This is a genomic window from Gemmatimonadaceae bacterium, assembly GCA_019752115.1.
Taxonomy (GTDB): domain Bacteria; phylum Gemmatimonadota; class Gemmatimonadetes; order Gemmatimonadales; family Gemmatimonadaceae; genus Gemmatimonas.
In genome coordinates this window covers 26,677-49,276 of the sequence record JAIEMN010000015.1, presented here as the reverse complement: position 1 = coordinate 49,276, position 22,600 = coordinate 26,677, and the positions used below count along the sequence as shown (strand labels likewise).

The following is a 22,600-nucleotide window of genomic DNA, read 5'->3' as shown; positions in this document are numbered from 1 at the left end:
CGAGCACCTCAGATGTGCTACGCCGCGACCAGCCGGGGGAAGGCCTTTCTCATTTCAACTTGGATGTGATCAGTTCACGACCCGGAAACGTCTTCGAGGCGTTCGCCGCGCAACCAAACGCAACCGCACGCGTAGTAACTGGCAGAAATGCGCGTCTCAAGCCAGTCTCACGATATGTCTGATCGCCGATACACCGAGGAAGAAGTCGCGCTGATTCTCGAGCGCGCGAGTCAGGACACGCCGGCGCAGAGTGATCCCGGCAGGGCGTTGGAGCAGGCGCGCGGCCTGTCGCTGCGCGATGTGCAGGCGATTGCCGCCGAAGTGGGGATCGATGTGGCGGCGGTCGAGCGGGCAGCGTTGGCAATCAATCGCGGGGATCTGGTGCCGGCGGCGGTGCGCGTCGAGAATGGTGCGCCCATTGCCGTGTCGAAGACCATCGACTTCGGGCGCGATATCGACGACCGCACCTGGGCCCGCATGGTCGTGCAGTTGCAGGAGACGTTCTCGGCGCGCGGCAAGCTGCGCACCGAGGGCGCGTTCCGCGAATGGAGCAACGGCAATCTGCGTGCGGTGCTCGAACCGACCGACACCGGCCATCGCCTGCGGCTCAGCACCGTGAACGGCAATGCGCGTGGTGTGCGCGTACTCGGCAACATCGGATTGCTCGCCACCGGTGCCGCCGCGGTCGTGACGCTGGCCGTCAATACGAGCGTGGGTGCGCCCCCGCCGCAGGGGGCGCCGTGGCTCGGGATCCTGTTCCCGGGCGTCTTGGGGCTGGCGGCGCACCTGCAGAACTACGTGGCGTTGCGCCGCTGGGGGCGCACGCGGGCGGCGCAGATGGAAGCGCTCCCGGCCGCGCTCCGCGCACTGGTGCCCGGAGAGAGCCCGCCGTAGCGTTGGCGGATGCGCCGACTCCTGCCCGCCCTCGCCGCCGCGTTGCTCGCGGCCGCTCCGCTTGCTGCCCAGCAGCCTGCCACCTTCCTGGGCTATACCACGACCGTTCCGACGGCGTGGACCAGCACCACCCCCAGCTCGAGCATGCGGCTCGCCCAGTATGCCATTCCGGGAGCCGCCGGCAGCCTGCCGGTTGAGGTCGTGGTCTACTTCTTCGGCCCGGGGCAGGGCGGCGATCCGGCGGCCAATCTCGAGCGCTGGCACAGTCAGTTCAGCAATCCCGACGGTTCGCCGGTCAAGGAAGTGATCACGCACGAGAAGACGGCGTTCCCGATCACCTTCGCCGAGTATCGCGGGACGTACGCGCGCGGCGTGGGCGCCGGCTCCAGCGCTGCCGATGCGCGACCGAATCACCTGCTGCTCGCGGCGATCGCGGAGACGCCCAAGGGCATGCTGTTCGTGCAGTGCTACGGACCGATCGCCGCCACCGAGGCGCAGCGGGCGGCCTTCCGGGCGTTCGTCCTTGGCCTCAAGTAGGGGCACCCAAACGTCCGCCGGGGCTCGGCCGTAGCCGAAGCACCGACTGTCCGTCTCCCCGTTCCGCCCCCTGATGTCCAACGCTGCCACGTCTGCTGCGACCGATTTCGACCGCCGCATCCAACCGGTGCTGCCGTTCCTGCTCGTCCTGTTCGTGGGGAGCGGCGCCAGTGCCCTGATCTATGAGGTGGTCTGGTTCCAGCTGCTGGAGCTGGTCATCGGATCGTCGGCCATCTCGCTGGGTGTGCTGCTGGCCACGTTCATGGGCGGCATGTGCTTGGGCAGCCTTGGGTACCCGCGGCTTGCCGCACGATTGGGCGCCGGGCACCCGCTGCGGAGCTACGCCACGCTCGAGTTCGCCATTGGGATGGTTGGAGGATTGGAGCTCTTCCTCATCCCGATCATCGGCAAGCTCTACTCCCCGGCCGTCGGGCACGGCGCGATGGCGCTCGCGCTGCGCGCGGTGGTGGCCGGACTCTGTCTGCTGCCGCCCACGATACTGATGGGCGCCACCCTCCCGGCCATCGCGCGCTGGGTCGAGAGCTCACCGCGCGGTATCGCGTGGCTCGGCTTCTTTTACGGCGGCAACACCTTTGGCGCGGTCGTGGGCGCGGTGCTCGCCGGCTTCTACCTGCTGCGCCTGCACGATTCATCGGTGGCGACGTACGTGGCGGTGCTGACGAATGTCATCGTGTCGGCGCTCGCGTTCGTGATTGCCGCACGCACGCCGGCGGGAGCCGGGGGCGCGGAGGGTGCACGCGCGCCGGTGGCGCAACAGCCGGGAGCGAAGTTCGTCTATGCCACGATCGCGCTGAGTGGTGCCTGCGCGCTCGCAGCCGAGGTGGTATGGACGCGCCTGCTGTCGCTCACCTTCGGCGCGAGTACCTACACGTTCTCGATGATCCTCGCGGTCATCCTGTTGGGCCTGGGGATCGGCTCCGCCAGCGGCGCCGCACTCGCGCGCAACGGCGATGCGGGCAAGGCGCTGGCGCGCGCGCAATTGCTGCTGGTGTTCACCATCGCGTGGGCTGCGGCGATGATTTACGTGGCGCTCCCCAATTGGCCGGTCAATCCAAGCCTCGCCCCGAGCGCGTGGTACAACCTGCAGTTCGATCTCTTTCGCGCGGCGGTGGCGGTGTTGCCGAGTGCGGTGCTGTGGGGGGCGAGCTTTCCGCTGGCGCTCGCAGCGGTGGCCGTGCCGGGCGAAGACACGTCGCGCCTCGTGGGGCGCGTGTATGCGGCCAACACGGTGGGCGCGATTCTCGGCGCGACCGTGTGCAGCCTCATTCTCGTCCCCGATCTCGGCACGCGTGACAGTCAGCGGCTGCTGATGGCGCTGGCGGCGCTGGCGAGTGTGCTGGCGTATCTGTTCGCGGCCAAGCACTCGGAGGGAAGCCGGCCGTTCGGGGTGATTGCAGCGCCGCTGCTCGCCGGATTGTGCATTGCGACGACACCGGCGTTGCCGGGCGGCCTCGTGGCCCACGGCCGCTGGGCGGTGACGTGGATCGGCAAGACCGACATGCTGTATGTGGGCGAAGGCATGAACAGCTCGGTGGCGGTGACCAAGCTACTGAGCAACGATGCCATCCAGTTCCACGTGGCCGGCAAGGTGGAGGCGTCGAGCCTGATGCAGGACATGCGCCTGCAAAAGATGCTCGCGCATATCCCGGCGCTCGTGCACCCCAATCCGCAGTCGGTCCTGGTGGTCGGGTTCGGCGCCGGCGTGACCGCGGGGTCGTTCCTGCCGTACCCCAGCGTGAAGCGACTCGTGATCTGCGAGATGGAGCCGCTCGTGCCGAAGGTCGTATCGACGTGGTTCGTGAAGGAGAACAACAACGTCGCGAACGATCCGCGCACGCAGATCTATTTCGACGACGCGCGCAGCTTCGTGCAGACGGCCGACGAACAGTTCGATGTGATCACGAGCGATCCGATCAATCCATGGGTCAAGGGCGCGGCCACGCTCTACACCAAGGAATACTTCGAAGCGGTCAAGAAGCTGCTCAAGCCCGGTGGCGTGGTGACGCAGTGGGTGCCCCTCTATGAGAGCACCCCCGAAGCGGTGAAGAGTGAGCTGACGACCTTCTTCGCGGTGTTCCCGAACGGCACCGTGTGGGCCAACAACATCTCGGGCGGCGGGTACGATCTGGTGTTGCTTGGCACGAATGAACCGCAACAGATCGATATCGCCGCCCTCGAAACGCGTGGCGCGCAGCCGGGCTACGAGAAGGTGGCGCAGTCACTGATGGAATCGAACTTCAATTCCACGCTCGATCTGTTCGCGACCTACGCCGGCCGCGCGAAGGACCTGGCGCCGTATCTCAAGGACGCAGAACTCAACACCGATCGCACCTTGCGTCTGCAGTATCTCGCGGCGCTCGGGCTCAATCAGTACACGAACGCCGCAATTGCCGAAGAGATCTTCCGCTTCAAGCGCTTCCCCGACGGGCTGTTCGTGGCGAGCCCGGAGTGGCAGTCGCGGTTGGCGGATGCCATGGGAGTCTCCCGATGAGCAGCTCTGCAAATGCCGCCGCGGAATTCGACGCCGCGGCCAGCCTCGCCACGCGGCTCGACGCCGAGATCGGCCGCGTGATCATCGGCCAGCGTCAGGTGCGGCGGGAAGTCCTCGTCTGCCTGCTCGCCGGCGGCCACTGCCTGCTCAAGGGTGTGCCGGGGCTGGCTAAGACGCTGCTGATCAAGACGCTCGCCGATGCGGTGCACCTCAAGTTCAATCGCATCCAGTTCACGCCGGACCTGATGCCCTCGGACATCCTCGGCACCGAAGTGATCGAGGAAGATGTGGGCACCGGCAAGCGGCAGGTGCGCTTCATTCCGGGGCCGGTGTTTGCGAACATCATCCTGGCCGACGAAATCAACCGCACGCCGCCGCGTACGCAGAGTGCGCTGCTGGAAGCGATGCAGGAGTACCAGGTCACGGTGGGCGGGGTCCGCTATCCGCTCGAGCGACCGCTCTTCGTGCTGGCCACCGAAAACCCCATCGAGCAGGAAGGCACGCATCCGCTTCCCGAAGCGCAGCTCGATCGGTTCATGCTCAATGTCGTGATCGACTATCCCGATGTGGACGATGAGCGTCGCATTCTGGCCGATACGACGAGCGGCGCCATGGCCACCGTCAACCCGGTGGCGACCGGCGAGGAGCTCGAGCGCGCGCGCCATCTCGTGCGGGCGCTGCCTGCCGCCGGCAATGTCGTGGACTACGCCCTGCGGCTCATCCGCGCCACGCGCCCGGATGATGCGAGCTGCCCGGCGTCGGTCAAGCAGTGGGTGCGCTGGGGGGCGGGGCCGCGCGCCGGCCAGGCCCTGCTGCTGGGCGCCAAGGCGATCGCGCTGCTCGACGGGCGTACGGTGCCCGCGCCGGCGGATGTGGCCGCGGTGGCCCTGCCGGTGCTGCGCCATCGCCTGCTCGTCAACTTCCGCGCCGAAGCGGAAGGCGTGAGCGCCGATCGCGTGATCGGCCTGCTGCTGGACGCCGTGCGTCCGTAGGACGCCTCATGTCGGCGCTCAGCCCCGCGGTCGTCACCGCGATCGATGATCTTGAGCTCGCCGCGCGCGTGCTCGTGGAAGGACTGCGCGTCGGCGGGCACCGCAGTCCCTTTCACGGCTATGGGGCGGAGTTTCATCAGCACCGGCCCTACCGGGCGGGGGATGATCTCAAGTATCTCGACTGGAAAGTGTTCGCACGGAGCAATCGGCTCTATACGCGGCAGTTCCGCGAGACGACCAATGTTGCCGTCATGCTGGTGCTCGACACCAGCGCGTCAATGGCGTTTCCGTCGGAGCCGGGGGCACTCTCGAAGTTTCGCTATGGCGTGATCCTCGCCGCCGCGCTCGCCTACCTGGCGAGCGAGCAGGGCAACGCCGTAGGGCTCATGACGGAGACGAACGGCGAGATGGTGTATCTCCCCGCGCGGAGCGGCCGCGTGCACCTGCGCGCGCTGCTCGCGACCCTCGATCGCCTCCAGGTCGGTGGTGCGTGGGAGCCCGCTCGCGTGATCGGTCGTGCCGCCGAACTGCTGGCGCGACGCGGGTTGCTCATGGTGCTGAGCGATTTTTACGACGACGAGGTCGGCACCCAGCGCGAGTTGCGGCACACAGTACAGCGTGGCCACGATGTCGCCATGCTCCAGGTGATCGCCGGCGGCGAACGACGGTTGTCGTTCGCCGAGCCGGTGGAAGTCGAGGAGTTGGAGACGGGCGCTCGGCAGCTGGTGGAGCCGGCCGCCGTGGCCACCGCATACAACGCGGCGGTTGTGGACTTCCTCGCGCGTACACGCGATCTCGCGCTCCACGAAGGGATGGACTACGGGCTGTTCGTCACCGACCAGCCGCCGGAGCAGACGCTGCGCGACTACCTCGTGCGCCGCACCACGCGCGCGCACCCCGCGGTGCACGACTGATGGGGTGGTGGTCGTGACCTGGCTGCAACCGTGGGCGTGGCTCGGGCTCGGGGCGCTCGCCGTGCCGGTGCTCGTGCATCTCTTCAGTCGTCGGCCGGCGCGTACGGTGGCATTTCCGTCGCTGCGGTTTCTGCCGACGAGCGAGCTGCGCCCCACACGGCGAACACGGATCAGTGACTGGCCGCTGTTGCTGGTGCGATTGGCTGTGCTGCTGGCGGCCGTGATGGCGTTGGCGCAGCCGGTGCGCCGTGCGGCGCTGGCACCGGCCGCCGGTGTCGTCTCCCGGGTGCGCCTCGTGGACACGCTCCTGGTGGCATCGCCGGCGGGCGCCGATTCCATCGAGACGCTCGTCACGGCCTTGCTCCCTGAAGGGATCCCCCGCGCGGTCGCGCGGCTCCGCACCCAGCCCGCGCCTCGGGCACTGGAGATTGTCTCGACGTTTTCGCCGGGCCTGATCGATTCCGCCTGGTTCGCTGCGATTCCGCGTGACGTGCGTGTGGTACTGACGCCGGCGCCGCCGCGTGTGGAGGCGGCCGCCGCGCGTTTGGACACGCTCCGGTGGCGTACGACCTTGACCACCGCCGAGATCGAGGCGGTGCGCCGCGCCGTCGCCACGCTTGGCGGGGCAGCGCTCGCCGTCGCGCGCGTGACCGACCGGGCGAGTGATCCCCGTCAGGAAATCGTAATTCCAGCAGTTATGATTTCTGAAGGCAACGCGGTCGCGGGCGCGGACGCGGGTGCGGACGCGCGCGCGGCTGCCGCGGAGCGGCTCCGCCGCCTGGGGATGGATCCGATTTGGCGCGCGGCCGCGGGGAGCGAGGTGCCCCTTCGCGTGCAGCGCGAGGGCGATTCCCTCCTCGTGTCGGTCGCGAGTGCGAGCCCGGAGGTCGCGCTGGCCATGCTCATGGCCGCGAGTGCTCCCTTGAGCCCGCGCCCCGTCGCCACCACGCCGCCGGACACCGCAACGTTGGCGCGTTGGGCGGCCTCGCCGGCGGGTGATGCGCTCGGTGCGGGCACGGCGGTGACCGATGTGCATGGCGTCTCGACGGACGCGCGATGGCTCTGGCTGCTCGTGCTGCTCCTGCTGGGAGGGGAATGGCTGATGCGCCGAGCCACACCGTCCGCGGCGGCGGAGCGCGCGTGAACGGCGCCACGGCTTCACGCACGGCGCAGCTCGCCGACGCCGTCGCGAACCGCCTCCAGCAGGTGAGCGCGCTGCGCGGGGCCACGGTGGGTGTGGCGGCGGCGGCGCTCCTCGCATTGCGGCGACTGGTGTTCGTGCCGCTGGACGCGTTGCCGCCGTCACCGCTCCACGAGCTCCGGCGTGAGGCGCTGCTTCTGGTCGGCACGCTGGCACTGGGCCTCGCCCTTGGTGCGTGGTGGCACCGTCGCCGCCTGACCCCCGCACGCCTGGCTGAGGTGATCGAACGTGGGGTGCCCAGCTCGCAAAACTTGCTGCGCACCGCGCTCGAGCTGCGCGCCACAGCCGGCGCACGCGATGAGGAACCGGTCCGCGCGCTGGTGGCGGACCGCGCCGATGCACTGGCGTCGCGGACGGACGCGCGCGCCATCGTGCCGGCGCACCGTGCGCTGCGGCAGCTGGGCGTGGCCGGTGTGGCCTGGATGCTGGGCGTCGCCATCGCGCTGCTGGTACCAGCGGGGGCGGTCGCGCGCACGGCGACGCGCTCGCTCGCCGTGGCGACACAGACGTCGAGCATCGGCCGCGTGGATGTGACCATCACCCCGCCCGCGTACACGCAACAGACACCGGTGGCCCAGCGGGACCCGGCGCGAGTGGAGGCCCTGGAGGGCAGTCTACTCACGTTCCACGTGGCCTCGAGCGCCGATTCGCTGCGCATCGAAACGGCCGACACGGCGCGCACGCTGGTGCGCCCCGCGAGCGGCGACTTCACCTGGCAGGCACCGCTCCGTGACGATGGCTTTGTGGCGCTCACCCCGTTCACGCTGCGGGCCGGTGCGAAGCGGCTGGTGGCGCTCACGATGGTGCGCGATGGCGCTCCGCGTGTGCGCATCAGCGCACCGGGGAAGGACCTCGTGGTCCCGACGCCCGATCGCACGCTCGATGTACGGATTGACGCCACCGATGACGTGGGGCTTGGCTCGCTCCGCCTGCACTACACCAAGGTGAGCGGCTCCGGCGAGCGGTTCGAGTTCACCGAAGGCACGATCCCGGTCCGCCTCACGCGAGACGGACGCACGCATTGGACGGCGAGCGCCGCACTTGCGCTCAAACCGCTGCTGGTGGAGCCGGGGGATCTGGTGGTCTACCGGGCGCGGGCCACCGATGCGCGACCGGGGCGCGAGCCCGCGGAGAGTGACGCGTTCATCGCGCAGCTCGCCGAGGCGGGGGGCGTGGCCGCGCTGGGCTTCTCGATGGATCCGGATGAAGATCGCTACGCGGTCAGTCAGCAGATGGTCATTCAGAAGACCGAACGGCTCATCGCCGGGCAGAAGGCGCTCGCGGCCGACACCGTCAAAGAGCGCGCCAGCCAGATCGCGGTCGAGCAGCGGCGCGTCCGGGCCGAGTTCGTCTTCATGACGGGTGGCGAGTTCGAAGCCGGCGTCGTCGAAGGCGAGGAGGGCGGCACCGCGCTCGACGAAACCGCGGAGGCCGAAGGCGAGCAGGATCTCGCGGCCGGTCGCATGGTGAATCGTGGGCGACAGGCGCTGCTCGTGGCGATTCGTGCCATGAGTCGGGCCTCGCTGGCCCTCACGGAGAATCGGCTGACCGATGCGCTGCGCTTCGAGAAGACGGCGCTGACGAACTTGCAGGAGGCGTTCGCCCGCCAGCGCTTCCTCATGCGCGCCCTGTCACAGCGGGAGGCCCTCGATCCGGCGCGTCGGCACACGGGCGCGTTCGATTCACTGGCGCGCACCCCGGTCACGGTGCCGCTCCCCGAACGCGACGCCACGCGTGCCGCGCTGCGGGGCGTGCTGGCCGACCTGACGGCCGCGGCGTCGACATCGACATCGACATCGATGCGCCGTGATCGCGATACCGAACTGGCCATTCGGGTGTTGCAGCTCAGCCCGGGGCAGTCGGAGGCCCAGCGTATCGCGCAGTGGCTGACGCGTGCGGCCGCACAACCCGCCGCCGCGTCCGCGCTCCGCGACTCGGCGGCCACCACGCTGGCGACGTGGCTGGCGCGAGGGGCGCCGCGTGCGGCGCCGTTTCTTCCGGCCGGCGCCGCCGTGCAGCGACGCGCGCTGCGCGGCGCACGGCCATGAGCACCGCCATGAGCCCATCCGCGAGCGCGGCCACGAGCACGGCCACGACGGCGGCGACGAACACGCCACCGTCACGCGCAGATCAGCTGCCGCGCGTCGCCCTCGCACTGCGGGTCGCGGCGCTGCTCATTGCGGTGGCGGGGGTGATCGATCCCGCCATCACGCGCCCGCGCGCGTCGGCGCCGGTCGTCGCCCTCGTGCATGGGCACTGGTCAGGCGATTCAGCGGCGGTGCACACGGTGCGTGCGCGTCTCGCGGCCGCCGGCGCCCAGGTGGTGGATGCGGCAGGGCCGCGCGATGCGGCGCGCGTGATCGTGGGCACGGGCGCGGCGGACCTGCCGACCACGGCCGCGCCCACGTTCCTGTTCGCGCCGTCAGCCGTCGCGGTCACGGCCGTGGTGGTCCCCGCGCGCGTGTCCCTCACGGCGCAGGTGCCGGTGCCGGTGACGGTCGCGGGGCGTCGGTCCACCACCGCGCTCCTCGAGTTGCTCGACAATGCCCGCGTCGTCGCGCGCGACAGCGCGGTGCTGGCGCCCGACGCGCGCGTGACGCGCACCCTGCGCTGGGTGCCGTCGTCCGTCGGAACGCATGCGCTCACGGTGCGGGTGTCGGCCGCGGGCGCGGCGCCGCGACTCGTGTCGCGTGCCGTGCTCGTCGACTCGACGCGCTGGCGCGTCCTTGCCTATGATGCACGGCCGAGTTGGACGGCCACGTTCGTGCGTCGCGCGCTCGAGCGCGATGACCGGTTCGAGGTGCGGAGCCGCGTGGTGACCACGCGCACGCCGCAGACGCTCGTCACCCGCGCCACGCCGCGCGCGCCCGCGTCGCTCAGCGCCCTCGACGCGCGCTCCGTGGACGTCATCGTGGTTGGTGCTCCCGAGGCGCTCCCGGCCAGCGAGCTGGCCGCGCTGCGACGCCTGGTGAGCGCGGAGGGGATCCCGGTCGTGCTGCTCCCCGATGAAGCGGCGCCTTCGCTGGTGCAGTGGCTCGGCACGTCGCCCTGGCGCACGACGCCACGGCGCGACCCGGTCGCGTTGCGGGCGCCGCTGGTGCCCGGCGGTTCGGCCGCGCTGCGCGCGCTGGTGATTGCTGCGCCGCCCGCACTGCCGCCGGGGAGCGACGCGCTGCTCCAACTCGGCGAACAGCCCGTGGTGTGGCGACAGCCCGTGGGGGCCGGTGAGGCGGTGGTGAATGGGGCGCTCGACGCGTGGCGCTTCCGCGACCCGTCAACGTCGGGGTTCGAGACGTTCTGGCGCGAGGTGGTGGCCACCCAAGTGGCGCGTCGCGTGCCACGGGTCGCATCGTCGCCCGAAGCGCTGTCTCTCGCCCCGGGCGAACGGCAGCGCATTGATGTCACCGCCTCCGTTGCGCCGACCGCCACGTGGCAACCGGACGGCGGGGCGGCCATTCCGATCGGGGTGATCCCCACGTCGCTGCGCGACCACTGGGTCCTCGTCACGCCAGACGCGCGCGGGCAAGGCACGCTCACCATCAGCGCGGCCGGTGATTCGCTGCGCCTGCCCTGGGTCATCCGCCCCGATGCGGGCACGGGAACCGACCTCGATCCGGCACTCGCGACGGCCTGGACCAACACCCTCGGCGGTCAGGTGGTCGCCACGGTGGACGCGCTCGTTCCCGCCGTGCTGCAGGCGGCGCAGGCGCGCCCGGAACCGCTCCCCTGGCACCCCATGCGTTTCCCCTGGTGGATGCTCCCGTTCGCTCTAGCGCTTGGCGGGGAATGGTGGCTACGTAGGCGGAGTGGGAGAGCGTGATTCTGGCATCCCTCTTCAGAAGTCAGGGGGGAGCAGTCAGGGGGCAGTTTCTCCCTCCTGACCGCTTCCCCCTGACTCCTGAAAGTCGGCGTCGGTGACCATCACGGACCTGCCCACGCGCCACCACCGGTAGACCGCGCTCCCGCGCCAGCGCTTCTCTCCCCTCACACGTACTTCCGCGCATGTATACCCGCGATCAGGTCAAGGCCATCACCGACAAGGTGATCAACATGGCCGGCACGGACACCGAGGTGCAGTTCACCGGCGGTGAGCGGTCCGGCACGCGATGGGCGAATTCGTCCATCACCACCAACCTCGTGCAGTTCGACCTCAACGTGAACATCACCGTTCGCGTAGGGCAGAAGGTCGGCACGTCGAGCACGCGCGATACCTCCGACAAGGGGCTCAAGGCCGCGGTCGATGAGGCGCTCGCCGAAGCCCGTGCCGCCGCCGACAGCCAGAACCTGGCCGAGTGGCTTGGGCCCCAGCAGTACATCGAGGTGGACTCGGCGCTGCCGAGCATGACGAAGCTCGGACCTGCAGACATGGGCCGGCTGGTGAAGGAGAGCATCGACATCGCCGCGTCGAAGGGCGTGGTGGGCGCCGGCTACATGCCGCGCAACGACATCGCGACCTGCACCGCGAACTCGAAGGGGCTGTTCGCTTACTATCGCTCCGCTGATCTGGGCTTTGTGCTCACCTGCCGCATGCCCGATGGTAGCGGCTCCGGCTTTGCGGCCCGCGGCGGCATCAAGGACTTCCCGCAGCTCGATGTGAAGGCGCTGACCGAAAGCGCGGCCAACAAGGCGCTCATGAGCCGCAAGGCGAAGGCGCTCGAGCCGGGTCGCTACACGGTGATTCTCGAGCCGCGCGCGAGCGCGCGCTTCCTGTCGCTGATGACCGGCATCTTCGGGAATCGCGGCGGGTTTGGCGGTGGATTCGGCGGTGGTCCGGGTGGTGGTGGTGGCGGCGGTGGTGGCGGCGGCGGTGCTGCCGGCGCCGGTGCGCCGCCGCCGCCGCCGGCCGCTGGCAACGACGGCCCGTTCGGCGGCATCGGTGGCGCCGGCTCGTTCATGCAGGGGAAGAAGCCGGGCGACAAGCTGTTCAGCGATCTCTTCACGCTGAAGAGCGACATCGGCAACCAGATCCTTCGCCAGTCGCCCATCGGGCCAGATCTCAAGCCGGCTGGCCCGGTGACGTGGGTCGAGAACGGCGTGTTGCGCAGCCTCGCGGCGAACGCGCCGGCGAGCACCAATCAGAGCCTCGTGCAGGAAGGCTCGAATCTCTCCGTCGAGGAGATGATCAAGCAGACCAAGCGCGGGCTGCTCGTCACGAGCTTCTGGTACATCCGCGGCGTGCCGTCGCAGCAGCAGCCGCTGCTCAACACCGGCATGACGCGCGACGGGCTCTTCCTCATCGAGAACGGCGAGATCGTCGGCCCGGTGCAGAACTTCCGCTGGAACATGAGTCCGCTCGTTGGCTACAACAATCTCACGCTTGTCGGCAAGCCGGTGCCGATGTTCACGGGCGAAGGCTTCGAAGGCACGGGGGTCGCCCTCGTGCCGCCCGTGCGCATGGAAGAGTTCTACATGACGTCCGTCTCTCCCGCCGTCTGACCGGAATCCCGCCCATGAATTCACGTCGCGATTTTCTGAAGAAGTTCGGTGCCGGTGCGGCGCTCACGCTGTACTCGCGCGATCTGTTCGGGCAGGTGCTCGCCGATTCCCCGAAGGGCCGCGTACTCGAGACGCGCTTCAAGGGGCTCGCCGACATCATGCTCGCCGAAGGCAAGATGGCCGGCTGCAGTTATGTGGACGTGCGCTTCACCATGACGTCCACGTTGCCGGGTGCCACCGTGAACCTGCGTCCGGGGGCGGCGCCGGGTGGTCCCGGCGGCGGCGGCGGGCGCGGGGCCGGTGGTGGCGGTGGCTTTGGTGGCGGTGGCCGTGGCGGTCGTGGCGGCGGTCGCGGGCAGCAGGGCATTCCGAGCGACGCCGATCGGCAGCCGGGTGGCTTTGGCGTGCGCGTCATTCACAGTGGTGTGTGGGGTTTTGCCTCGAGCCCCATCCTCACCGAAGACGAACTCCGTCGCGTGACGCGCGTGGCCGTTGAAGTGGCGAAGGCCAGTGCCATCGCCAAGAAGACGGACATGAAGCTCGCGCCGGTCAAGCCGTACCAGGAGCACTACATCACGCCGATGGTGAAGCATCCCACGAGCGTGTCGCAGACCGACAAGCAGAACTGGGCGCAGGCGATCGCCGACAAGGCGGCGGCGGTGAAGGGCGTCACGGCGGTGAACGTGAGCGTCAATCACGGCTACGAGTGGCGCTACTTCGCGAGCAGCGAAGGCTCGTACATCGAGCAGGAGCTGTTCACCACCACGCCCAACATGTCCGTCACGGCCAAGGTGGGTGACGCGACGCGCACGCGGCAGTATCCGGGTGTGGGCGGCACGGGCGGATGGGAGTTCGCCGAGAACTGCGACTTCCTCGCGCAGGCCGAGAAGGTGGCCACCGATGCGGTGGAGATGTGCACGGCCAAGCCCCTCGGCTCGAGTGGCTTCAAGGATCTGATCCTGTCGCCGAGTCACGCGATGCTCACGATTCACGAGATCGTGGCGCACGCCACCGAACTCGATCGCATCGTGGGTTACGAAGCCAACTACGCCGGCACGAGTTTCGTGAAGCTCAGCGACGTGGGGAAGCTCAAGTACGGCTCCAAGCTCTTCAACGTCACCGCCGACAAGACGGGCCCGGGCCTCGGCACGACCGGCTTCGACGACGACGGCGTGAAGACGCAGCAGTGGCCGCTCGTGCGGGACGGCGTGCTGGTGGGGCTGCAGACGAACCGCGAAACCGCGCACTACATGGGCGAGAAGGAAAGCCGCGGCTGCACCTTCGGCACCTCGTGGCGCGACTATCCGTTCCTCCGCATGCCGAACGTGCACCTCGATCCGGGTCCGGCCAACAGCCCGACGCGTGATGAGCTCATTGCCGATGTGAAGGACGGCGTGATGATCGACGGCCGCGGTTCGTACTCGATCGACCAGCAGCGCTACAACGGCCAGTTCGGTGGTCACATCTTCTGGGAGATCAAGAACGGCAAGATCACGCGCCAGGTGACCGACGTGACGTACAACGCGATCACGACGGACTTCTGGAAGAACCTCGACGGCATCACCGGCCCCAAGGAATGGCAGATGCACGGCACCGGCGGCGACGCCAAGGGTCAGCCGGTGCAGACCAACACCATTTCGCACGGCTCGCCCTGGTTGCTGATCCGCAAGATCAACGTCGGCGCCGCGTTCGACTGAGCTTGGTGCGCGGCGCGGGGGCGGGCGCCGGGTTTCGGGGTGGTCTCCGGGTTTCGGAAACGCCTGCGGCGTTCCGAAGCCCGGAGACCCACCCCTGCACCCGGCGCCCGCCCCCGCGCTACGACCATCTCGTCGGACGGGCGCTTGCTTCGCTCGCGCCCATCGGACGTCTGACGCGTCCCGCATGAGGCAAGATCGTGGGGCACGACGCCGTCCTGAACGCAGCGGGCGCGAACCGAACGGTTCGCGCCCGCTGTCGTTTCCGCCGTTCCCGCCGTCCAAAGATGGTCGTGGCGCGGGGGTGGTGACTCACGCGAGCGGGAGCTGTCCCGGCTTCGGAACGCCGCAGGCGTTTCCGAACCCGGGACAGGCCCGGGAGCGCGAGTCACCGCCCCCGCGCCCCCGCGCCCCCGCACAAACTCAGGTCATGGCGTAGACCACGATGTTGACGCCAAAGCGCGCATTGTCCTTCCGCCGGAAGCGTTTGTTTTTCCAGTCGTAGTCCCACTCGCAGCCGTAGTCCTTGTTGGAGTACAGCACGCCCAGCCGCCCGTGCCGCTCCACGCCGCGCAGATAGTCATGCACCACGTTGTCGCCCCAGCCATTGAGCTCGTGCGATGTACGCGGCGGGCCGTCGGGGAAGTCGAAGAAGCTCGAATAGAGCGCGTGGCGCTTGGCGAGCTTGGGCATCGGATTCGGCCCGAACGCCTTCACCATTTCCGCTTCGAACGTCTTCGCATACAACCCGTTCACATCGTGGTTGCAGTCGTCGCTGAAGAGCAGCCCGCCGTTCTCCACGTAGCGCACGAGCCCCTGCCGCTCCTTTTCGCTGAAGCGCACCAGCTTGTGCCCCGTCATGAACAGGAACGGGAACGCATTCAGTTCGTTCGAATCGGCCGTGATGACGACTTCGCGCTCATTGACCTTGATGTCGGTGTACTGCAGAATCGCATCGAGGAGGTTGGCGCAGACTTTGGGATTGTAGTCCCAGTCGCCGGAGTCGTACCGCAGTCGGGCGAAGGTGAACTCGGAGGCGCGGTACGCACGCGGCGCGCGAAGCGCCTGCAGCAGCGACGGCGCGGCGGCACCAGCAGCCAGCACCCCGGCCGCCTGCACCAGGAACGTGCGGCGGGAGGGCAGCAGGGCGGGGGAGGGAAGACGGTCGGGCACCATCTCTAGCATAACGGGGTACGGGGCCGTCATGCTGGAGCGGAACCGAACCTGGCCATGGCTGGCCGCGCAGATACCACGGGCCGGGATTGTCCTGTTCCTGTTGGGCTACGTCGTGGCCGCCGCGCGCTACCCGGGTGGCTCGCGGCTCGACCCGCAGGCGGTGGGCTACGCCCACTTCGGCAACTTCTGGTGCGACCTCCTCGATGTGACCAGCTACAACGGCCGCCCCAACGCGGGCCGGCCCGTCGCGCTGGTGGCGACCTGGCTGCTCCCGGTGATGCTACTGCCGCTCTGGTTCGAGCTGCGCCACCTCTGGCCCCGGGCGGTACGCACCCGTTGGATCGTTCCGGCCTTTGGCACCGTCGCCATGGTCGCCACCATCGGTGTGACCACTCGGGCGCACGACGCGGCGATCAATGTCGGCGCGCTCGCCGCCGCGGTCGCGCTCGGCACGCTGCTGTGGCGCCTGCATGCCGCACGGCTCCGGACCCTGTTGCTCACCGGGGCCCTCGCCGTCACCGCCGGCGCCTGCGACTACGCGGCCTACATCGGCGGGGCACCGGCCGCGGTACTCCCCGGCCTGCAGAAGCTCGCCGGTGCGGCGCTGCTCCTCTGGCTCTGGCACCTCAGTGGCGCCCTCCGGGAGACCCGGGCCGCCTAGACGCCCCGATCTCCCGGAACGGCGGCGGACCTCACACCCGGTGCAAACCGGTGCTACACTTGGGCCGATTCTTTCGTCTCCCCGCTTCAAGGAGTGCCGATGCCCGCTGGAGTCGTGTTGTTCTGTGCCGACGTGCCGCGGCTCGCGCGCTTCTATCAGGCGGTTGCCGAGCTGAGCCCGGTGCATATCGAGCCGGGGCTCACCGTGCTTGCCGGTACGCACGTCGAAATCGTGCTGCACGCCCTGCCGCCGCAGTATGTGGAGCCGGTGCCGGTACCGCCGGTGGCGCGCGAGGATGCGTATCTCAAGGCCTACTTCCCCGTGGGCGATCTGGCGCGCACCCGACAGCTCGTGCAGGAGCACGGCGGGCTGATGCACGGCGCCGAGAAAGAGTTCGAGCACCGCGGCCTCCGCATGTGTGACGCCGTCGATCCCGAAGGCAATGTGATCCAGTTCCGCGTTCCCTCTCAGCGCGCATGATCCGACTCGCTCCCGTCTTCTCCCTCGCCCTGCTGGTCAGCACCAGCGCCCCGCTTCACGCGCAACGGCCGGCCAAGGGGATCGTGCCGGTCCGCATCGAGACCGATCGTGGTGTGATTGACGTCGAGCTCGACAGCGCCCGCGCGCCAGTCACCGTCACCAACTTCTTGCGCTATGTCGACGCGGGCGCCTACAACAACGGGCGCTTTCATCGCACCGTGACGCCGAACAATCAGCCGCGCGACTCGGTGCGCATCGAGGTGATTCAGGGCGGCCCCAATCCCGATCGCGAGGGCGCGCGCTGGCCGGCCATTCCGCTCGAGCGCACGAACGTCACCGGGCTCACCCACGTGGACGGGGCGATCTCGATGGCGCGCGGCGGGCCGGATACCGCGACGAGTGACTTCTTCATCTGCGTCGGCGCCCAGCCGAGTCTCGATTTTGGCGGGCATCGCAATCTCGACGGGCAGGGGTTCGCCGCGTTCGGACGCGTGACCAGGGGCATGGACATCGTGCGCACGATCCAGCAGCAGCCAGCGACCGGCACGAACCCGCAAACCCTGACGCCCCCCGTGCGCATCCAACGCATCAGTCGCGTCGCGCGCTAGCGCGCGCCAGCGTTCCCTCGCCCTTCGCTCATGCCGTCGTTCTTCACGCCCCGCAATATCCTCGCCCTCACGCTCTCGCTCGTGTCCCTCGGTCTGCTCTGGCCCGGGCTCGTGCAACCGGTGCTCACCATCAAGGCGACGATGGAGATCTTCGGAAACGTGCGCGAACTCTCGAACGAGACGCGCAGCGTGGTGGGCGCGGTGAAGAGTCTGCATGCCAGCGGCAATGACTTCGTCGCCGGGCTCATCCTGCTCTTCAGCATCTGCGTGCCTGTGCTCAAGGCTGCGTTGCTCGCGCCCATTGTGGCGCTCCGGCACTCGCCCACCGCGTATCGGCTCTACGCCTTCGTGCGCACGATCAGCAAGTGGTCCATGGCCGATGTGTTCGCGGTGGGGATGCTCATTGCGCTCCTCGCCGCCAAGGGCACGGCGAATCTGGAAGCGATCGCCGGCCCGGGCTTTTACTTCTTTGCGAGCTACTGCCTCGTGTCGAACCTCGCGTTCCAGCTGCTCCGCGTGGAGAAGCCGGCGTAACGCCCTACTTCTTGGCGGCCGCCGGCTTCGCCACGATGCGGAACTTGGCGATCGGCTGCTTGTCGAGGTTCACGAAGCCTTCGATGGCTCCATCCGCCGTGAAGCTGCCGTCGTGCTCGAGCTCCTTGGGCGTCGGTGGCGGCGGGGCCGGCTTGCCGGGCACGGGCTTGGTCGGCAGCGGCGTGGCGGTCACGCGGAACGTCACCTTCTTGCCGGTGATGACCACGTTGGAGATCGGCCCCGACCCCTGACCGGGCACGGCGGCGGTCCCGCCGATCGTGCTGCCGGTTTGCGTGAAGGTGTAGAGCACCGGCACGGTGATCGTGCTGTCCTTGAGCGGCACCGACGCCGTGCCCTGCCAGTTCCCGACCAGCGTCGGCGCCGGGGCACTCTTCTCGGGTGCCTTGGGCTGGGCGCTGAGCACGGCCGGTGACAGGATCGCACCGAGCGCTGCGACCAGCGCACCATGCCTCATCTCGCGAACGAACACACGCATCAGGGTTCCTCGGGGAATCGGATGGGAGGAATGTACCGGCGCGCCGCACGGGTGGGGATCCGGCGGGCCCGCCTTAACGTTGAGCGGCCACCACGCGTCCATGGGGGCATCCGCCGTTGCTGTTCCCCCCGCGTCCCGCCGACCCATGCCATACCCCACCCGCCGCTTCCGGTTGCCGATGGCATCGCTGCCCCTGATGGCGGCCACCTGCTATGCGCTGGCCCTCCTGATGCTCGCGGCCTGCGGCGGCGCCAGCAGCACCGCCACCGAAACGACGGGCACCGGCACCAACGGCACCAGCAGTGGGGACGTGCTCGCGCCCTACTACATCGCCTTCGCACTCTGCACCGACGCGGCCGGCCCCGACTGCACCAAGCTGCGCCTCGGCGATGCCTACCTGAGCACCACGAGCGCCGGCGTCGGCAAGCTGTACTCTTGCAATGGCCCCAATCCGAACGCCGGCGGCAGCAACAAGGCACGCATCACCTGGATCGACGACGCGAACGCCACCTGGAACTTGCTGCGCAAGCCGTGGCTGCCGAGCGGCACCTTTGCGCCGGCGTCGGGCACCTACACGGTGCAGGAAGCGAACGGCACACGCACCATCACCGTCAACAACCTGCCGGTGGACGGCAAGATCGGTGACTGGCCCATGTCACGCTATGCGGCGCTCACCGCCATCGACGGCAACCCGGGGACACCGGCGGCGCGCACCTACACGTTCGCCCTCCCGATCGCACCCACGGTGAACGTCACACCGGCGTGTGTACCGCTCGGGGCGATCGGCGTGACCAAGAACGGCGTGGTGATCTACAACGCTGCCGATGGCCGCGGCAATGACGCCGTGGCGAACGAGATCGTAGACGCGCACGGCGGGCACCCGGCGCAGACGGACTACCACTATCACTTCATCCCCGAGCGCCTCGACAACGCGCCGCTCACCGATGGCCATAGTGGCGTGGTGGGCTATATCCGCGACGGCTTCGCCATCTACGGCTACAAGGGGGTGGGGGGCGTCGAGCTACGCAACACCGATCTCGACGAGTGTCACGGGCACTCGCACGGCTCGCTCGGCTATCACTATCACGCGACGCTGGAGTACCCGTATACGGTCGGTTGCTACCGCGGGACGCCACGGTAGCCGGCGGCGGCAGACTGGCGAGGGCGCAGGAACGGGGCAATCTTGGCAGGATCGCCCGTCCCCTTCCCATATCACTCCGACGCTCATGCCGCTGAAGGACGCCCCCGATTACCACGACGCCGACATCGTCCTCCGTCTGTATGAGATGCGCCGCGAGGCGGTCATGCGCGAGTCGCGCAAGGCGCTCATCATGGGGTGGAACCCCACCACGCTCGAGGAGTGCACGGCCGTGCTCGCCGGCGACCACCCGCTGAATGCCGCCTACCGCCAGGTGTCGACCTACTGGGAGATGGCCTACGGCATGATCAAGCACGGCATCGTGCACGGCGACTACATGATGGAAAGCAACGGCGAAGGGATGCTCATCTTCTCGCGCGCCGAGCCGTGGCTCGCGCAGGTGCGGGAGAAGAGTGGCCCGTTCGCCTTCGCCAACGCCGAGTGGGTGGCCAACCACTGCGAGCGCGGCAAGCTGGTTGCGGCGCGGTTCCGTGCGCGCCAGCAGGCGGCGATGGAGAAGGCGAAGGGCTGACCTTCTCGATGCTTCCGCAGACATTTCCGCAGCTCGCCCAGCTGATTCAACTGGCCATCGGCCCCGTGGTCCTGATCTCGGGGGTGGGGCTCATCCTGCTCACGATGACCAATCGCTTCGGACGCATCATCGATCGCGGCCGGCGGGTGGCGGATCTCATTGAAGCCGCGCACGACCCGCATCGCCGCGACGTGCTGCGGCTTCAGCTGCACATTCTGCGTCGTCAGGCGCGGCTCATGCGCATGGCCGTGTCGCTCGTGGTGCTCGCCATCTTTCTCGTGGTAGCGCAGATCCTCGTGACGTTCATCGGCACCGAAGTGGGCGGCATTCCCGTGACGCTCGCGACGCTGCTCTTCTTCGGTGCGCTCCTCTCGGTGCTGGTGGCGATGGGGTTCTTCCTGCGGGAAATCCTGCTCTCCACCACCGCGCACGATCTCGATCTCAAGCGGCATACCGAGGAGCACCCGGTGCCGGCGAAGTCGCAACGCCGTTAGCGCCGCGCGGCCGTATCGCTCACGGCGTCGTGGGCGGTGCGGTGACCGCGTCGCCACGGCCAAAGCGCCGCTTGAGCCGCGGCGTCTGGTACAAGGCCGCCGCCAGCACCGTGAACGCCGACGTGCCCCCGAGGATGAACACGCTCTTCACCGGGCTGCGCCCTTCCATCTCGCGCTCCTTCGTCACGTCGTTCAGCACGCCGATCCATTCCACCGCGGCGATCAGCAGGACTACCTGCATGGTACGCGCGACCCAGCGCTCCTTGATCAGCAGCAGCGGCAGGAATCCCACGAAGATGAGCGTCGCCGGGTAGAGTCCGTAGCGCAGGAAGTGCCCGCCCAGCGTGAGGATGGCCAGGATCGTGGGGAGCAGAAAGAGAAACGTCATGACGCACCTCCCGGGTGCGGAGTGTCCGCCGAGCGCCAGAGCGTCGGTACGAGCGAAAGAAAGGCGAGCGCGGCAATCACGCCGGCCGCACCGGCCACCGGGAACCAGGTCATGAGCGGCAGCCCCGCGGCCGAGGCCTGTGTGGCCAGCCAGGGCCAGCCGATGACCACGAGCGCGGCACACATCACGGCGCCGAGTGAGATGCTGCCGACGGTGTGAAACGAATACGCCAGCCGCGTCGCGAGCGCCGCCGCGAGGAGTGGCGTGACCACGAGCAGCAGTTCGAGATGCGTGAAGGCGATGGTGATTGGCCGCGCGTGCATCAGGTGGTCTACGGTGCCCGTGGCTGCGATCAGCTGCAGCACGCCGATCAGGATGAGCCCGGCCATCGCGGTGCGTCGCACCGGTAGCGGCACAGGCCTACGAGACGGCACCCGATGCGCTGGTCCGATGGTCCATACGAGCCACAGCGTCGCAACGCCCATGAGCCCCACACCCAGGTGTGCCAGCGTCGTGAGCCAGGCGAATGGCGGGTCGGCAGCCACGTAGAGCACCCCCAGTGGCCACAACGCCAGCAGCCAGAGCCACCGCGCGCGATCGAGCCCCCGCTCGGCGCTTTCCGAGGGCGCGCGCAGGGCCTCACTCAACAACGTGCCGGTGGCGACCATCAGCGCAAAGCCGTTCACGAAGAGCGCAAGAAAGAGCTTGATGCCGAATTCACGCCACCAGCCGGTATGAATGCCCTGTGCCGCCAGCACCGCCGGCAGCGTGGTGAGGGCGCCGGCCACGAGCAGCAGGGCCCACGCGGTGCGCCACCAGCGCTCGAGCGCCGGGCGCCCGTACACCGCCGGCCGCAGCACGGCCACGAGCGCAAACCACAGCGCGACGTGCATGGCGCTGAGCACGATGGTGGGCGCCGCGTATCCCCAGCGTGCAAAGGCCAGCAGGGCGATGGCCGACAGCGCGCCGATGCCGTGCACGACCGCCGCAAACAGCCGCGCCCGCGTGGCACTGAACGTGGTCTGCCGCGCGCCCAGCGCCGCCGCCGCGAGCACGATCCATCCGAAGAACGCCGCATGCGAATGCGCGTGCACGGCGTTCGACAGGTTCATTCCCAGCGAGGCCGCCGGCCAGGCCATCGCCGCGCGCATCCAGCCGCCGGTCAGCAACGTGGCCGCGAATGACACGACGGCCCACGCCTGCGCGAGGTCGGCAGGGGCGCGGCGCACGGCCATCGGGGACGAAACGGAAGCAGGCATCTTGGATGCCAATTTCGGCGCCGGTCCGGCCCCCCGATGTCGGGGAACCCCCGAACGGCGTCAGGGGGACGCGGTCGGGCTCGGCAACCCCCGGCGCATGGCCGGTGTCGGAACATGAGAATCGCTCGTTGGTGACCCGCCCCGCCCCCGAGTAGTTGGAGAGACGTATGCGCCGCCTGCTTGCCTCCCTGTGGCTCCTCGCCGCCTGCCACGCCGACGGTCCCCTGGGGCCGTTGGACGTAAGAGCCTGGGCCGCCGCCAAGGCGCGCTGGCAGGCCGCCGGGGTCTCGCACTACCGCTACGAGAGCACGATGGGATGCTTCTGCCCGTCGGAGGTGGTGGTGCCCATCACGGTCGAGTATCGGAGCGGCGTCCTGGTGGAGGCCCGCTACGCCGATGGGCGCGCCGTGCTGCCGAGCTATGCGGCCAGTCGCCCGCCCATCGACACCCTCTTTCAGCACATCCTCGATCAGCAGGGCGATTACGTGGAGCGTGTCGAGGCGAACTACGATCCGCAGTATGGCTATCCGCGCACGCTCAACGTGATCGCCAAGTCGAACATCGCCGACGGGGGCTACTCCCGCGCCATCACGCGATTCGAGGTGCTCCCGTAGGCCGACCGCTTCCCTGACCGCCTGTAGGGGAGCCACCGCT

22 protein-coding genes are annotated in these 22,600 nt (G+C 68.9%); 18 read left to right on the top strand and 4 right to left on the bottom strand.

Annotated elements, in window-relative coordinates; translation table 11 throughout:
• The first annotated feature begins 174 nt into the window (after window positions 1-174).
• The 10 genes from K2R93_06890 (at window position 175) to K2R93_06845 (ending at window position 14,183) form a co-directional block, all read left to right on the top strand.
• Window positions 175-894 (top strand): hypothetical protein, encoded by a 720-nt coding sequence (locus K2R93_06890; GenBank protein MBY0489551.1) that lies wholly within the window; start codon window positions 175-177, stop codon window positions 892-894.
• Window positions 895-903: 9 nt separating this feature from the next.
• Window positions 904-1,431, top strand: coding sequence for a hypothetical protein (locus tag K2R93_06885; protein ID MBY0489550.1), 528 nt, complete (start codon window positions 904-906; stop codon window positions 1,429-1,431).
• A 73-nt stretch (window positions 1,432-1,504) separates the two neighbouring features.
• Window positions 1,505-3,943: a fused MFS/spermidine synthase gene (locus tag K2R93_06880; protein MBY0489549.1), complete on the top strand. Its 2,439-nt coding sequence runs from the start codon at window positions 1,505-1,507 to the stop codon at window positions 3,941-3,943.
• Window positions 3,940-4,935 carry an AAA family ATPase gene (locus K2R93_06875; GenBank protein ID MBY0489548.1) on the top strand — a complete coding sequence of 332 codons (996 nt, stop codon included), beginning with the start codon at window positions 3,940-3,942 and terminating at the stop codon, window positions 4,933-4,935. The genes K2R93_06880 and K2R93_06875 overlap by 4 nt, the downstream gene beginning before the upstream one ends.
• 8 nt (window positions 4,936-4,943) lie before the next feature.
• On the top strand, window positions 4,944-5,849 hold the full coding sequence (locus K2R93_06870; protein ID MBY0489547.1) for a DUF58 domain-containing protein: 906 nt from the start codon (window positions 4,944-4,946) through the stop codon (window positions 5,847-5,849).
• Window positions 5,850-5,862: 13 nt separating this feature from the next.
• Window positions 5,863-6,993, top strand: coding sequence for a BatA domain-containing protein (locus K2R93_06865; GenBank protein ID MBY0489546.1), 1,131 nt, complete (start codon window positions 5,863-5,865; stop codon window positions 6,991-6,993).
• Complete coding sequence (locus tag K2R93_06860; GenBank protein MBY0489545.1) at window positions 6,945-9,098, top strand: DUF4175 domain-containing protein; 2,154 nt, start codon at window positions 6,945-6,947, stop codon at window positions 9,096-9,098. The genes K2R93_06865 and K2R93_06860 overlap by 49 nt, the downstream gene beginning before the upstream one ends.
• 8 nt (window positions 9,099-9,106) lie before the next feature.
• Entirely contained in the window at window positions 9,107-10,870 is a 1,764-nt protein-coding gene (locus K2R93_06855) for a hypothetical protein (protein MBY0489544.1), read from the top strand.
• A gap of 182 nt (window positions 10,871-11,052) precedes the next feature.
• Window positions 11,053-12,486, top strand: coding sequence for a hypothetical protein (locus K2R93_06850; GenBank protein ID MBY0489543.1), 1,434 nt, complete (start codon window positions 11,053-11,055; stop codon window positions 12,484-12,486).
• Window positions 12,487-12,500: 14 nt separating this feature from the next.
• Entirely contained in the window at window positions 12,501-14,183 is a 1,683-nt protein-coding gene (locus K2R93_06845; protein MBY0489542.1) for a TldD/PmbA family protein, read from the top strand.
• A 420-nt stretch (window positions 14,184-14,603) separates the two neighbouring features.
• Here K2R93_06845 and K2R93_06840 read toward each other — a convergent pair whose 3' ends face one another.
• Entirely contained in the window at window positions 14,604-15,356 is a 753-nt protein-coding gene (locus K2R93_06840; GenBank protein MBY0489541.1) for a DUF4159 domain-containing protein, read from the bottom strand.
• Window positions 15,357-15,384: 28 nt separating this feature from the next.
• Here K2R93_06840 and K2R93_06835 point away from each other — a divergent pair, with 28 nt between their 5' ends.
• The 4 genes from K2R93_06835 (at window position 15,385) to K2R93_06820 (ending at window position 17,639) form a co-directional block, all read left to right on the top strand.
• Window positions 15,385-16,017, top strand: coding sequence for a hypothetical protein (locus K2R93_06835; protein MBY0489540.1), 633 nt, complete (start codon window positions 15,385-15,387; stop codon window positions 16,015-16,017).
• Window positions 16,018-16,116: 99 nt separating this feature from the next.
• The gene (locus K2R93_06830; protein MBY0489539.1) at window positions 16,117-16,497 is read left to right on the top strand and encodes a hypothetical protein; all 381 of its coding nucleotides are present in this window, start codon (window positions 16,117-16,119) and stop codon (window positions 16,495-16,497) included.
• Window positions 16,494-17,105, top strand: a complete 612-nt coding sequence (locus K2R93_06825; GenBank protein MBY0489538.1) for a peptidylprolyl isomerase — start codon at window positions 16,494-16,496, stop codon at window positions 17,103-17,105. Before K2R93_06830 ends, K2R93_06825 begins: the two co-directional genes overlap by 4 nt.
• A gap of 30 nt (window positions 17,106-17,135) precedes the next feature.
• Window positions 17,136-17,639: a paraquat-inducible protein A gene (locus K2R93_06820; protein MBY0489537.1), complete on the top strand. Its 504-nt coding sequence runs from the start codon at window positions 17,136-17,138 to the stop codon at window positions 17,637-17,639.
• Window positions 17,640-17,643: 4 nt separating this feature from the next.
• On the opposite strand, the gene K2R93_06815 is transcribed toward K2R93_06820, so the two are convergent.
• A complete protein-coding gene (locus tag K2R93_06815) occupies window positions 17,644-18,135 on the bottom strand; it encodes a hypothetical protein (GenBank protein MBY0489536.1) in 492 nt (163 codons plus the stop codon).
• Between the two features lie 145 nt (window positions 18,136-18,280).
• On the opposite strand from K2R93_06815, the gene K2R93_06810 reads away from it, so the two are divergent.
• The 3 genes from K2R93_06810 (at window position 18,281) to K2R93_06800 (ending at window position 20,299) form a co-directional block, all read left to right on the top strand.
• Entirely contained in the window at window positions 18,281-19,276 is a 996-nt protein-coding gene (locus tag K2R93_06810; protein MBY0489535.1) for a YHYH protein, read from the top strand.
• 85 nt (window positions 19,277-19,361) lie between these two features.
• Window positions 19,362-19,805, top strand: a complete 444-nt coding sequence (locus tag K2R93_06805) for a hypothetical protein (GenBank protein ID MBY0489534.1) — start codon at window positions 19,362-19,364, stop codon at window positions 19,803-19,805.
• A gap of 8 nt (window positions 19,806-19,813) precedes the next feature.
• Complete coding sequence (locus K2R93_06800; protein ID MBY0489533.1) at window positions 19,814-20,299, top strand: DUF2721 domain-containing protein; 486 nt, start codon at window positions 19,814-19,816, stop codon at window positions 20,297-20,299.
• Window positions 20,300-20,318: 19 nt separating this feature from the next.
• On the opposite strand, the gene K2R93_06795 is transcribed toward K2R93_06800, so the two are convergent.
• Entirely contained in the window at window positions 20,319-20,687 is a 369-nt protein-coding gene (locus tag K2R93_06795) for a hypothetical protein (protein MBY0489532.1), read from the bottom strand.
• Window positions 20,684-21,946 carry a hypothetical protein gene (locus K2R93_06790; protein MBY0489531.1) on the bottom strand — a complete coding sequence of 421 codons (1,263 nt, stop codon included), beginning with the start codon at window positions 21,944-21,946 and terminating at the stop codon, window positions 20,684-20,686. Before K2R93_06790 ends, K2R93_06795 begins: the two co-directional genes overlap by 4 nt.
• A gap of 167 nt (window positions 21,947-22,113) precedes the next feature.
• Between K2R93_06790 and K2R93_06785 the strand changes: the two genes are divergently transcribed.
• Entirely contained in the window at window positions 22,114-22,560 is a 447-nt protein-coding gene (locus K2R93_06785; protein ID MBY0489530.1) for a hypothetical protein, read from the top strand.
• The last annotated feature ends 40 nt before the right edge of the window (window positions 22,561-22,600 follow it).